This window comes from Mycobacteroides salmoniphilum, from assembly GCF_004924335.1.
GTDB lineage: Bacteria > Actinomycetota > Actinomycetes > Mycobacteriales > Mycobacteriaceae > Mycobacterium > Mycobacterium salmoniphilum.
In genome coordinates, this window is sequence record NZ_CP024633.1 from 1442388 (window position 1) to 1454460 (window position 12073).

General features: G+C 64.5%; 14 protein-coding genes. 10 read left to right on the forward strand and 4 right to left on the reverse strand.

Features of this window, described 5'->3' with window-relative positions:
• Position 1 precedes the first annotated feature (1 nt).
• A complete protein-coding gene (locus DSM43276_RS07150; protein ID WP_078328905.1) occupies positions 2–430 on the forward strand; it encodes an acyl-CoA thioesterase in 429 nt (142 codons plus the stop codon).
• Entirely contained in the window at positions 427–1074 is a 648-nt protein-coding gene (locus tag DSM43276_RS07155) for a DUF8185 domain-containing protein (protein WP_078328961.1), read from the forward strand. The genes DSM43276_RS07150 and DSM43276_RS07155 overlap by 4 nt, the downstream gene beginning before the upstream one ends.
• Here DSM43276_RS07155 and DSM43276_RS07160 read toward each other — a convergent pair.
• Both DSM43276_RS07160 and DSM43276_RS07165 read right to left on the reverse strand, forming a co-directional pair.
• Positions 1071–2660, reverse strand: a complete 1590-nt coding sequence (locus DSM43276_RS07160; RefSeq protein WP_078328906.1) for a glycoside hydrolase family 13 protein — start codon at positions 2658–2660, stop codon at positions 1071–1073. The two genes, DSM43276_RS07155 and DSM43276_RS07160, sit on opposite strands and share 4 nt — an antisense overlap.
• Before the next feature lie 51 nt (positions 2661–2711).
• Positions 2712–3119, reverse strand: a complete 408-nt coding sequence (locus DSM43276_RS07165; RefSeq protein WP_078325418.1) for a globin — start codon at positions 3117–3119, stop codon at positions 2712–2714.
• 237 nt (positions 3120–3356) lie between these two features.
• On the opposite strand from DSM43276_RS07165, the gene DSM43276_RS07170 reads away from it, so the two are divergent.
• The 4 genes from DSM43276_RS07170 (at position 3357) to DSM43276_RS07185 (ending at position 5666) form a co-directional block, all read left to right on the forward strand.
• Positions 3357–3908 carry an HNH endonuclease gene (locus tag DSM43276_RS07170; protein ID WP_109555999.1) on the forward strand — a complete coding sequence of 184 codons (552 nt, stop codon included), beginning with the start codon at positions 3357–3359 and terminating at the stop codon, positions 3906–3908.
• A gap of 31 nt (positions 3909–3939) precedes the next feature.
• Positions 3940–4206 (forward strand): aa3-type cytochrome oxidase subunit CtaJ, encoded by a 267-nt coding sequence (gene ctaJ / locus DSM43276_RS07175; RefSeq protein ID WP_078328907.1) that lies wholly within the window; start codon positions 3940–3942, stop codon positions 4204–4206.
• Positions 4193–4660, forward strand: coding sequence for a DUF5130 domain-containing protein (locus DSM43276_RS07180; protein ID WP_078328908.1), 468 nt, complete (start codon positions 4193–4195; stop codon positions 4658–4660). Before ctaJ ends, DSM43276_RS07180 begins: the two co-directional genes overlap by 14 nt.
• 136 nt (positions 4661–4796) lie before the next feature.
• Positions 4797–5666 carry an endonuclease domain-containing protein gene (locus DSM43276_RS07185; protein WP_078328909.1) on the forward strand — a complete coding sequence of 290 codons (870 nt, stop codon included), beginning with the start codon at positions 4797–4799 and terminating at the stop codon, positions 5664–5666.
• Between the two features lie 70 nt (positions 5667–5736).
• Here DSM43276_RS07185 and pepN read toward each other — a convergent pair whose 3' ends face one another.
• The gene (pepN, locus tag DSM43276_RS07190; protein WP_078328910.1) at positions 5737–8298 is read right to left on the reverse strand and encodes an aminopeptidase N; all 2562 of its coding nucleotides are present in this window, start codon (positions 8296–8298) and stop codon (positions 5737–5739) included.
• Positions 8299–8415: 117 nt separating this feature from the next.
• Between pepN and DSM43276_RS07195 the strand changes: the two genes are divergently transcribed.
• Positions 8416–9033: a mycothiol-dependent nitroreductase Rv2466c family protein gene (locus tag DSM43276_RS07195; RefSeq protein ID WP_078328911.1), complete on the forward strand. Its 618-nt coding sequence runs from the start codon at positions 8416–8418 to the stop codon at positions 9031–9033.
• Here the strand turns inward: DSM43276_RS07195 and DSM43276_RS07200 are convergent.
• Positions 9030–9986 carry a M48 family metallopeptidase gene (locus DSM43276_RS07200; RefSeq protein WP_078328963.1) on the reverse strand — a complete coding sequence of 319 codons (957 nt, stop codon included), beginning with the start codon at positions 9984–9986 and terminating at the stop codon, positions 9030–9032. The genes DSM43276_RS07195 and DSM43276_RS07200 overlap by 4 nt on opposite strands.
• A gap of 60 nt (positions 9987–10046) precedes the next feature.
• Between DSM43276_RS07200 and DSM43276_RS07205 the strand changes: the two genes are divergently transcribed.
• From DSM43276_RS07205 to DSM43276_RS07215, 3 genes are all read left to right on the forward strand, one after another.
• Positions 10047–10526 carry a ribose-5-phosphate isomerase gene (locus tag DSM43276_RS07205; protein WP_078328912.1) on the forward strand — a complete coding sequence of 160 codons (480 nt, stop codon included), beginning with the start codon at positions 10047–10049 and terminating at the stop codon, positions 10524–10526.
• A 6-nt stretch (positions 10527–10532) separates the two neighbouring features.
• On the forward strand, positions 10533–11330 hold the full coding sequence (locus DSM43276_RS07210) for an Fpg/Nei family DNA glycosylase (RefSeq protein ID WP_078328913.1): 798 nt from the start codon (positions 10533–10535) through the stop codon (positions 11328–11330).
• Positions 11331–11409: 79 nt separating this feature from the next.
• A complete protein-coding gene (locus DSM43276_RS07215; RefSeq protein WP_078328914.1) occupies positions 11410–12072 on the forward strand; it encodes a TetR/AcrR family transcriptional regulator in 663 nt (220 codons plus the stop codon).
• Position 12073: the final 1 nt, after the last annotated feature.

The following is a 12073-nucleotide window of genomic DNA, read 5'->3' on the forward strand; positions in this document are numbered from 1 at the left end:
GATGAGCGTTAGCGAGAAGCCCGGCTATGTCGCGGCGGTGCCGGTCCGTTGGTCCGATATCGACATGTACCAGCATGTGAACCACGCGACGATGGTGACAATCTTGGAAGAGGCGCGAGTGCCCTTCCTGCGCGACGTTTTTGGCGCAGAGATCACCACGACGGGCCTGCTCATCGCAGATGTCCACGTGAAGTACAAGGGGCAGGTGCGGCTCGCGGACTCACCGCTCCAGGTGACCATGTGGGTGTCGAAGATCAGGGCAGTGGACTTCACGATCAACTACGAGGTGCGCTCGGTCGACGCGGCACCGGACTCCAAGCCCGCGGTGATCGCGGACACACAGTTGGTGACGTTTCATCTTGACAGTCAGACCCTGCTGCGCCTCACCGATGCTCACCGTGAGTACCTGCAGCGGTGGTCGCGACAGTGAGTGAGGCTGCGCTACGGGTGCCCGACGCCTCCGACCGCAAGGACCTGGCGACCTTTCTCACCCGTGTTTCCCGCCTGGACGAGTCGGCGGTGGTGCGGCTGCGCGTCCGAGGCGATGGTCGGGTAGTTGTCTGGACCGCAACGCAATTCGATGTATTGGCCTGCCGCGCGGTGCGCGGTGAGCTGAGGACGCCCGATATCTCCGCGGCCGTCGATGAAGTCCTGCGTGGTCTGCAGGTCCCGGATGCGGAGGGCTACGTGCACACGGGGTTCCCCATGGACTCGGTGTGGCGGGGTGCGCTGCCCTCCGATAGCGGCTTCGAGTATCTCGACGATATCCCGGCCCGGACGGTGCTCGATCTGGCCCAGCGCGGGGGAGAGCTGGCACGCGAACACGGCAGTGCCCACGGTCCGCCCGTGTCACTGCTGGATCAGTCCGTCGTCACCGTCGATGGATCAGACGGCCGGCCGGTCGACGTGCCGATGCGATGCGTATTTGCCTTGACCGCACTGGGATTTGTTCCCACGAGCCCGACCGAGGATGAACCGGTGCGAGTGCGGGCCGTACCGGCGTGGTTGCGGCTCGACGCCCGCTTCGGATCGGTGTATCGCCGCCGGAACGATCTGTCGCTACGGGTCCGTTAGACGATCCAGGCCGCGGTGTTGCGCGGTAGCTTGCCGTTGACGAGGGGCCCGCTGGCCAGGATGACTTCGCCTTCAGGCAAATCCACCAGGTCACTGCTGACGTTCAGGGCGCACGTCAGGCCGCCGCCCTTGACGCGGAAGGCCAGCGCCCCCGGCGGGCTGCCGTACCACTCCAAGCTGGTGCCGTTGAATTCCATTCGGTTCTTGCGTAATTCGATGGCACGCCGATACAGAGACAGCGTGGAGTCGGTGCGTTCCAGCTGACGTTCGACCGTGAAATCGGCCCAGCCATGCGGCATAGGCAGCCAGGTCTGATCGTTGGTGGAGAAGCCATAGGGCGGATCCGTGCCCTCCCAGGGGATGGGCACCCGGCAGCCGTCGCGTCCCCGCTCGGTGTGGCCGGAGCGTTCCCACACCGGATCCTGCAGAGCCTCGTCGGGCAATTGCACATTTGGCAGCCCCAGTTCGGAGCCGTTGTAGATGAACACAGTTCCCGGCAGCGCGAGCATCACCAGGGCCATGGCACGGGCTCGCCACTGGCCGATCGGACCATCGCCGTAGCGCGTCACCTCACGCTCCACGTCGTGGTTGGACAACGTCCAGGTAGGCATCGCTCCTACGGAATTCACGGCGGTGAGCGAGTTTTCGATGGCGGTGCGGATCTTGTCCGCGTCGAACTCGGCCTCTACCAGTTTGAAGTTGAATCCGAGATGCAACTCGTCTGGCCTGACGTATTCGGCGAAGCGGGTGTTGTCGTTCACCCAGATCTCGCCGACGGCAACCACATCGCGGTACTGGTCGAGCACCTTGCGGATCTTGCGGTGGTACTCGTGCACGCCCTCGTTGTTGAAACGCGGGTCCTCATCGTCGATATGCAGCATCGAGGTGTCGGTGTCCTCGAGATCGGGGAGGCCTGGGCGCTTGGCCATGCCATGGGCCACGTCGAGGCGGAATCCGTCGATGCCCCGGTCGAGCCAGAAGCGCAGGGTCTCTGCGAAGTCGTCGAACACTTCCGGGTTGTCCCAGTTGACATCGGGCTGCTCGGGGGCGAACAAATGCAGGTACCACTGGCCGGGGGTGCCGTCGGGTTCGGTTACCCGCGTCCAGGCCGGACCGCCGAACACCGAGGGCCAATTGTTGGGTGGCAGTTCGCCATTGGTGCCCTTGCCGTCGCGGAAGATGTAGCGCGACCGGGCGTCGCTGCCTGGCGCTGCGGCCAGCGCCTCGATAAACCAGGGGTGCTCGGAGCTGGTGTGGTTGGGGACCAGGTCCATGATGACCTTGATGTTGTGCCGGTGAGCAGAGGCGATGAGCCTGTGCATCGCGGTCAACCCGCCGAACAACGGATCGATATCTCGCGGATTCGATACGTCATAGCCGTGGTCGGCCATCGGAGATCTGGTAACAGGATTTAGCCAGATTCCTTGGATACCAAGCAGGTCAAGGTAGCCAAGTTTTGCTGAAATACCGTCGAGGTCGCCGACGCCATCACCGTCGCTGTCGCCGAACGACCGCGGGTAGATCTGATAGAAGACGGCCTGCGACCACCAAGGGTCGTCATGTTGGCCCAAGTCGGCGGCGGTCACGGTTGATCATTCTGCACCACGGCGGCTCCGGTCCCGAATCGCGACCGACTGTCAGAAGGGCGAGTTGATCATCGACTGCGCCGCCATCTCCAGGTAGCTCCACAGCTGGGTGCGATGGTCGTCGTCAAGGGTGTTCCGGTCGATGGAATCGACGGCGGTCCGCATGCAGCGCAGCCACGCATCCCGTTCGATGGGACCGATCCGAAACGGTGCGTGACGCATCCGCAGCCGGGGATGTCCGCGCTGGTCCGAGTAGGTGCGCGGCCCGCCCCAATACTGCTCGAGGAACATCCGGAGGCGGTCCTCGGCGCCGGTGAGGTCTTCCTCGGGATACAGGGGCCGCAGCACCTCGTCCTCGGCGACAAGCTCGTAGAAGCGGGCCACGATCGCGTGGAAAGTGGCGGCGCCACCGACGGCGTCGTAGAAGTTTTCAGGGGTAGGGGCTGCCACGTACGCCATTGTGCCGGTACACGCTTCGGCAGATCAGCCGGGTTGGTTACGGGATGTTCATTGGATTGACCTGCGAACACGGCATAAATTGTCGTGCGAAGACCGCGGAATCGTGGTGCACTGGTTGTGATGGTGCAACACAAGAAGGGCCGCGGGCACCGGCATAACAGTGCCAGCGCTGGGCCGACCCAGAACGGGTCGGCCCGAATACTGCACAGTGTCTCAGGGACAAGGGTCCCTGGGGCCATTCCCCCACAGCACTCCAACGACGCCGGTTCCCTCTGGGGCCGGCGTCGCGTGTTATTGCTGAACTCCACATATGAGCCGCTCACAGCGCTGCCGATGCGTCGCGCCGTGATCATGCTGCTGTGCGGTAAGGCCGATGTGGTGCACGACGACCCGGGTGCTCCCATCATTCATTCCGCCACGACGTCGGTGGCGGTCCCATCGGTGATCAGGCTCAGGGCCTTCGTGCGGGTGCCATACCGGGCACGGGTCCCGATGACGCGCGCCGCGCTGATGCATCGAGACCGGTTCCGCTGTGCGTACTGCGGTGGACGCGCCGACACCATTGACCATGTCATCCCGCGCAGCAAGGGCGGCACGCACTCCTGGGAGAACTGCGTGGCCTGCTGTTCCTCGTGTAATCACCGCAAGGCGGACCGGATGCTGGCGGAGCTGGGCTGGTCGCTTCACACCACACCGATGCCGCCCAAGGGGCAACACTGGCGCCTGCTGTCGTCGGTCAAGGAACTCGACCCGGCATGGGTGCGATATCTAGGGGAGGGCGCGGCGTGAGTTCCCGGCGCGGTCGGCTACGGTTTGCATCGTGAGCTTTCTCAACAGCCCCACATACATCGGGATGCCGGTCTGGGTAGCCCTGATCACGCCGGTCTTCTTCGTACTCGTCGGATTGTGGACGATGCGTAAGAAGGGTCCGCACCCCGCGACCTTCAACATGAATGACGGCTGGACGCACGCGCCGATCCTGTGGGCCGCCGTCGACGAAAACGTTGGCGATGCCCATGGGCATGGCCACGGTCATGGGCATGCCGGCACCGAGGCGATTGGAGGGTCCGCACGTGGCAAGTGGTGAAGTGACCAAGACCGCTCCTGCCGATCTTCCTCGCGGCTGGGCCGAGACCATCAGCGGACGCATCTCGGGTGTTACCGAGCCCGGCGCCCTGTCGGTTGAATACCCGTTCCCCAACTACGAGCTGGCGACCCTCGACGACGCCCTGACCTACGGGTCTCGTCAGTCGAAGGCCCGGTTCTCGGTGTACATCGGCGATCTGGGATCCGATACCGCTACCGGAGCGCGGGACGTGTTCCTCAAGGTGCCGACGCCGGATGAGGCTGTGCTGATCGCTGTGTCGCCCAACCAGCATGTTGTTGAGGTCGTCTACGGCGAGGGGCTCAAGGGGCGCGGCGTCGAGTCGGCCGCCGACCTCGGTGTCGCTGCCGCCGTGGCGTCGTTCAAAGAGGGCAACCTGCTCGACGGGATCATCAGTGCGGTGCGCGTAATAAGCGCCGCCATCGCGCGCCCCTGATCGTTCGTTCTCCTCGCGCGGTTCTCCGCGTATTGCCTTGTGTCGAGTGCATACCTGGTGCAGGTCAACTGGGCTGAATCTCATGCACCTGGTATGCGTTCGGTGAGTTGTCAGACGTGTGTTGCATCCTTCCGTGATGGGGAGCGGGGCTTTTCTCGGAAGTCAAGCGCTTCGTGCAGGTCTACTGACCCGGCACGCACTGATCACCAACTATGTGGCTTGGCATAAGGATGTCTACGTTCCGCGAGGCATCGTGATAACACCGACGATCCGTGCGGAGGCCGCCTGGCTTCGCTCGCGTCGTCGTGGTGTGCTCGCCGGGTTCTTGGCGGCAGCGCTGCTCGGTGCGCAATGGATCGATCCCTCTCGGCCAGCGGAGATTGTTGACGACCACAACCGACGCCGTGAACCGGGTGTAGTCACGCTTCGATCCGTTCTTCCCGCCGACGAGGTGTGCATTGTTCGCGGTATGTGCGTCACGACTCCAGCTCGCACTGCACTCGATCTGGCGGGTCGGTACCCGGACGCTTATGTGGTGCCCGCTGTCGATGCGTTGTGCCGGGCAACCGGGCTTACGACCGCTGAGGTACTAAGCCTCGCAGAGCGCTACAGGGGTCGGCGCGGAATACGCAAGGCAAGGGCGGCGCTCGATTTGGTGGATCCCGGTGCGCAGTCGCCGAAGGAGACCTGGCTCCGATTGCTACTGATTCGGGCTGGACTGCCACGCCCTACCACGCAGATCCTGGTGCACAACGGCGATTTCGTTCCACTCGCATACGTCGACATGGGCTGGGAGGACGTCATGGTCGGCGTCGAATACGACGGAGATCACCACCGCAGTAACCGCCGACAGTACGTGAAGGACATCCAGCGGCCGGAGATGCTCGAAGGTCTGGGCTGGCTGATTGTCAGAGTGGTCGCCGAGGACCACCCCGACGACATCATTCGACGAGTGCGGGAAGCCCTCGCTCGCCGAGTGCATACCGTGCGCAGACGAATCGCGTGAAGGCCTGCGCCTGGTATGCACTCGACGCGAAGGGTGGCCGCGAGCGAAGGATTAACGCGAGGGGGAGGCGCTATTGGGCGTCGAACTCGCGGGCCTTCAATGACCTGACGATCCCGGCGCGTCCCTCGGAAACCAGACGGCGCAGCGCCGACGGGATCTCCTTGGTCAAGAAGCCGTCCGCCGACTCGACGGCGCGCTGCGAGATGTCCCATGAGGGGTACAGGCCGATCACCACGGTCTGGGCCACTTCGCTGGAACGCCGCGCCCACACATTTTCGATGACATCGAAGTAGCGACCCGCGAACGGCGCCAGCAGCTCGGCCTGCCCGGGCTGCACGATTCCCGCGATTACCGAACGCGCGGTGATGTTCGGCAGCGCGTCATCCTCGATGACCTGCTTCCACGCGGCTTCTTTCACCTCGGAGACCGGACGGGCCGCCCGAGCCTGGGCTGCCTGACGCTTACCCGCCGCGGTCGGGTCGCGCTCCAGCTCCGCATCGATGAACACCGAAGCGTCCGGCTCCAGAGCCCCAGAGGCCGCCAGCGCGTTCACGATTCGCCACCGCAGGTCGGTGTCCACCGTCAGGCCCGGCAGGTCCAGCGACGCCGGATCGGAGTCCAGCAGCGCCTGTAACACCACGGTATGTCCTGCCGACAACACCGAGGTGGTGAAGGCGTTCACGAAAGCCAGCTGATGATCTGAGCCCGGTCCGGCAGCACGCGCCAGCTCCAGCAGCCGGTCGGCGAAGGCCGGCCAGCCGTGCTCGCGCGTCCATCCGGGTTCCACGTATGAGCTCAGCGCCGTCTGTGCCTGTAGCAGCAGGCGTTGCGCCACACCGACTTCGGACTCGGCGTGCACGCCGGAGGACACCAGTGCCACGAAATCGCGCGCTCGCAGCTCCGCCTCGCGCGTCATCTCCCAGGCCGCCGACCACGCCAGCGTGCGCGGCAACGGGTCGGCGATATCGGCCACCCGTGACAGCACGGTTTCCAGTGACTCGTCATCGAGCCGCAGAGAGCAGTACGTGAGGTCGTCGTCGTTGACCAGGATCAGCTTGCCGCGGGAGACGCCCTGCAATGAAGGAACATCTGTCGACGGCCCTTCAACGTCCAACTCTTCGCGGTGTACGCGGACCAGCTTGCCGTCTACGTCGTCATAGATCCCGACGGCGAGGCGGTGCACTCGCGTCTCCCCGGCACCCGGGGCCGCGCCGGACTGCTTGACGGCGAAACGTGTGAATTTCCCGTCGCTGTCCACCTCGAAGTCAGGTGACAACGTATTGAGCCCGGTGGTCTTGAGCCACTGTGTGCCCCAGTCCGACAGGTCGCGTCCCGAGGCCTCCTCCAGGGCGCCCAGCAGATCGTCGAACGTCGCGTTGCCGAACGCGTGCGCCGTGAAGTACGCGCGCAGGCCCGACAGGAAGTTCTCCAAACCGACATACGCCACAAGCTGTTTGAGCACGCTGGCGCCCTTGGCGTAGGTGATGCCGTCAAAGTTCACCTCGACCGCCGCCAGGTCCGGGATATCTGCGGCGACCGGGTGGGTCGACGGCAGCTGGTCCTGGCGATACGCCCATGACTTCTCGACATTGGCGAAGGTGGTCCACGCCTCGGTGTACTCGGTGGCCTCCGCCTGGCAGAGCACCGAGGCGAACGTCGCAAAGGACTCGTTGAGCCACAAGTCATCCCACCAGCGCATGGTGACCAGGTCGCCGAACCACATGTGCGCCATCTCGTGCAGCACGGTCTCGGCGCGGCGCTCGTAGGAGTACTTGGTGACCTTGCTCCGAAAGACGTAATCCTCCAGGAACGTCACCGCTCCGGCGTTCTCCATGGCACCCGCGTTGAATTCGGGGACGAACAGCTGATCATATTTTCCGAAGGCGTACGGCGTACCAAAGTTCTTGTGGTAGAAGCCGAATCCCTGTTTTGTCTCGGTGAACAGCCGATCGGCATCCATGAACTCCGACAGCGAGGCGCGGCAGTAGATGCCCAGATCGATGGTGCCGTGGTCATCGGAGTACACGTCGTTCCACCGCGCGTAGGGTCCGGCGATCAGTGCCACCAGGTAGGTGCTCATCTTCGGGGTGGTCGCGAAGGTGTGCACACCGTCGGCCACCGACAGCGGTGCTCCGTTGGAGATCACCTGCCAATGGGCCGGGGCGGTCACCGTGACGTCGAAGGCGGCCTTGAGGTCGGGCTGGTCGAAGCTGGCGAACATCCGCTTGGCATCGGCGGTCTCGAACTGGGAGTAGAGGTACACCTCGTCATCGACCGGATCCACGAAGCGGTGCAAACCCTCACCGGTGTGCGAGTACTCGAAATCGGCCTCCACCACCACGGTGTTGGTGGCAGCCAGCTCCGGCAGCGTGACGCCGTTCTCCTCGTCGTACCCGCTGACGTCGATCTGGACGCCGTTGAGCTCGACGCGCCGCACCGTGCGGGCGGCGATATCGATGACCGTCGTGGCCCCCGGCTGCGCCGTGAAGGTGACGGTGGTCGAGGAGTGGAAGGTTTCTTCGCTGGGACCGCCTTGACCATCGGTGAGGTCGAGGGTGATCGCGTAGTGCTGGACGTCGATCGCTGCGGCTCGGGCCGCGGCCTGGTCACGGGTGAGGTTGGGAAGTGCCACGTACCCAACGTAGCCGGTAGACGGTCATTCGTGCGTGATGGGAACACGGGGGTGGGATCGTGAGTTGGGTTAGACGTCCCCCTTTAGGCCGGCCACATCACATTCGAAAGGCGCGTTATGTCTGCAGACAAGAAGGACCTCGCCGAGTTCTGGTTCGACCCGCTGTGTCCGTGGTGCTGGATCACCTCGTGGTGGATTCTGGAGGTCCAGAAGGTTCGCGATATCGACGTGAAGTTCCGGGTGATGAGCCTGGCCGTCCTCAACGAGGGACGCGAGGACCTGCCGGAGCGCTACCAGGAACTCATGAAGACGGCCTGGGGACCGGTGCGGGTGGCCATCGCCGCCGAGCAGGCCAAGGGTCCGGAGATCCTGGAGCCGCTGTACACCGCGCTGGGTACCCGGATCCACAACCAGGACAACAAGGATCTTCCGGCGGTCATCGCCGAGTCGCTGGCCGAGGTGGGCCTGCCGGCCGAGCTGGCCGACGCCGCCGAGTCCACCGACTACGACGAGGCACTGCGCGTCAGCCACCACGCCGGGATGGACAAGGTGGGCCCGGATGTCGGCACCCCGACGATCCACGTCAACGGTGTGGCGTTCTTCGGCCCGGTGATCTCCAAGATCCCGCGCGGTGAAGAGGCAGGGAAGCTGTGGGATGCGTCGGTGATCTTTGCCTCGTACCCGTACTTCTTCGAGCTCAAGCGCACGCGCACCGAGCCGCCGACGTTCGACTAGTAACGCGGCGGCGGATTACCGAACGTGTACGCCTGATGAGGCGGCAGGTAGCCGTGCGGAATCGGCGGCGGTGCGGGCGGTAGGAGCGGCGGCACCGGAGGGATGGGAGTCGGCGGCAGCAGCTTGGGCCGGAAGAACAACGACCCGGCCTGCTGCCGATTCCGCAACGCGGCTGCGCGCCAGGTGTGCACGGGGTGGCTGGACAGCATGTTGACGAGCCAGACGAAGAAGCCCGTTTCCAGGGTGGCGCGGTTGGCCAGGGTGTCGAACTCGACCCGCTTGAGCAGATACTTGCCGGCCGCCATGACGCCGATGGCCCCCTGAATTCCGGTGGGGCGCATGGCATATCCGTGGTTGTCGGCCGTGTATTCCATGGAGCGCGACAGCGAGGTGCCCAGGAACGGGACGAAATTCATCGCGGTCTGGGCGAACTGCCGCCAATAGGACGCGTGCCCGGCGGCGATGTGACCGACCTCGTGACCGATGATGAAGGCCAGTGCCTCCGGATCGCGCGCCTCGCCGCCGATCTCGAACAAGTCGCTGTAGACGACGACGAACCGGCGGAAGCCGTGGCCGCTCGCGAAGGCGTTGATCTGGCCGTTGCCCAGCACGACGTAGGCGTCGGGCAGCTCCTGCAGGCCGAAGCGCTGTGCTGCCTCGACGACCATCGCGTAGCCCTCGGGGAACTGAGTGGGCGACATCTTGACGCCGTTCACCCGCTGCTGCCCGTAGAGGATGCCTCGACCGAGGAACAAGGTCAGCGGAGTGGCGGCCAGCGCGACGATGATGATGTTCAGCTGGACGTGCTCGGGGTCGGCGAGATATCCGATGATGCCGAAAATCGCGCCGATGTAGAGCAGCACTGTGAACAGGATCACGACGACGAGCAACCCGATCTCCCAGGGATGTCGACGTGGGGGATAGGTGTACTGGGGCAGTCCGACCGGGTACATGCGCGCCACGGTAACCGACCACGGGGCAACCTGGCACAACACGACTGTCACAATTGGGGCATGCGCGTCTATGTGGGAGCCGATCACGCCGGATACGAGTTGAAGCAGAAGATCATCGAGCACCTTCGTGGTCGCGGCCACGAGCCGGTGGATTGCGGTGCCTTTGAGCTGGACCCGCAGGACGACTACCCGGCGTTCTGCATCGACGCGGCGCGCCGCACCGTCGCCGATCCGGGCAGCCTCGGCATCGTGCTGGGCGGTTCGGGTAACGGTGAGCAGATCGCTGCCAACAAGGTCCCGGGTGCCCGCTGTGCTCTGGCGTGGAGCCTGGAGACCGCGGTACTGGCCCGCGAGCACAACAACGCACAGCTGATCGGCATCGGTGGACGCATGCACACCGTGCCCGAGGCGCTCGCCATCGTGGACGCGTTCCTGGCGGCCACCTGGTCGGAGGAGCCGCGGCACCAGCGCCGCATCGACATCCTGGCAGAGTACGAGACCACCCACGTTGCGCCGCCGGTACCGGGCGCCGACGCGTAAACGTCTGTGCCGGAAGGGCATACCCTGCACCGGCTGGCCCGGTTGCACCAGCGCCGGTTTGCCGGATCGCCGGTGTCCGTCAGTAGTCCGCAGGGACGGTTCACCGAAGGCGCGGCCGCGGTCAACGGGCGCATCTTCGTGAAGGCGCATGCCTGGGGTAAGCACCTGTTCCACGATTACGGTCCCGCCGGCGTGGTGCATGTTCACCTGGGGTTGTACGGCACCTTCACCGAACTGCCGGTCCCGATGGGTGTGCCCGTCGGTCAGGTGCGGATGCGTATCGAAGGAGCGCAGTTCGGCACCGACCTGCGCGGCGCGACGGCGTGTGAGCTCATCGACGCCCCGCAGGTGGACGCGATCCTGGCTCGCCTGGGCCCTGATCCACTGCGCCCCCGATCCGACCCGGCGTCCGCATTCGAGCGGATCGCTAAGTCGCACAGGCCAATCGGAGCACTGCTGATGGACCAGAAGATCATCGCCGGCGTGGGCAATGTCTATCGCAGCGAGGTGCTGTTCCGTCAGCGGATCGATCCCTACCGGGAGGGCGCCCGGCTGGATCCGGACGAGCTCACCGCGCTGTGGGGTGACCTGGTGGGCAGAATGCGCGTCGGACTGAGGGTCGGAAAGATCGTCACCGTCGATCCCGAATTCGACCACGGTGACCCGTCGTACGCTGCGGACCGCCCACGCACCTACGTGTATCGCCGGGCGGGTGCGCCGTGTCGGGTGTGCGGCACGCCGATCCTCACTGCACAGATGGACGCACGAAATCTGTTCTGGTGTCCCTCATGTCAAATAGGCTGATGACAACCGCGGTGACGTGTGAGGTTGTTAAGCTTGTCTGAATGGGACGGTGAGTACCGATAACCCGAGAGGTGGGTTCATGACGCGACCTGGCGCGCCATTGGGAAAGCTCTTCGCGCGCGCTGTTCGTGGACTTGGTTCGCACCCGGAACCGGACGATATCGAAACCCGATTGCTGGATGCCGCCATCGAGGTTCTGGCAGAGCGGGGCACCCAGACCGCCACCATTGACGAAGTGGCGCGGCGGGCGAAAGTGGGCCGTGCCACGGTGTTTCGACGCTTTGCGAGTAAGGACCAGTTGTTCGAGAGGGCACTTGCCCAAGAAATGCGAAAATTCCTGGACGAGCTACAGGAGCGTGCGGGCGGTTTTGACGACATTGGCGAACGGGTCGCCGAGGGGTTCGCTGTCTGTATCGAGGTAGTGAATCATCCTCTGCTGCGCGGGGATTCGCTCGTGGCGAGGATGACCACGATAGAAGCAATCACGCAGGGAGATCCGGCGCCGATCGAACTGGCGCGACACTATCTCACCTCTCAGATCGACCAGATGCGGGAGGAAGGGCGCATCCCGCCGGGCGATTCGCAACGGCAGGTCGACGTCTTGATCCACTTGGTGCTGGGCTATCTCGCCGCGCCCACGACAACCATCGACCTTGGCAACACCGAAGAGGTACGTGCGCTGGCGCGCGAGACTTTTGCGCCCATCTTGCTTACGCCCAATGTGCCGCTCAATGCACCGTAGG

Coding starts and splice junctions, on each gene's coding strand:
- DSM43276_RS07165 (WP_078325418.1), bottom strand. CDS start 3,119: ATGGCGTACGTGGCAGCCCCTACCCCTGAAAACTTCTACGACGCCGTC.
- DSM43276_RS07185 (WP_078328909.1), top strand. CDS start 4,797: ATGGGGAGCGGGGCTTTTCTCGGAAGTCAAGCGCTTCGTGCAGGTCTA.
- DSM43276_RS07200 (WP_078328963.1), bottom strand. CDS start 9,986: ATGTACCCGGTCGGACTGCCCCAGTACACCTATCCCCCACGTCGACAT.
- DSM43276_RS07150 (WP_078328905.1), top strand. CDS start 2: ATGAGCGTTAGCGAGAAGCCCGGCTATGTCGCGGCGGTGCCGGTCCGT.
- DSM43276_RS07215 (WP_078328914.1), top strand. CDS start 11,410: ATGACGCGACCTGGCGCGCCATTGGGAAAGCTCTTCGCGCGCGCTGTT.
- DSM43276_RS07195 (WP_078328911.1), top strand. CDS start 8,416: ATGTCTGCAGACAAGAAGGACCTCGCCGAGTTCTGGTTCGACCCGCTG.
- DSM43276_RS07205 (WP_078328912.1), top strand. CDS start 10,047: ATGCGCGTCTATGTGGGAGCCGATCACGCCGGATACGAGTTGAAGCAG.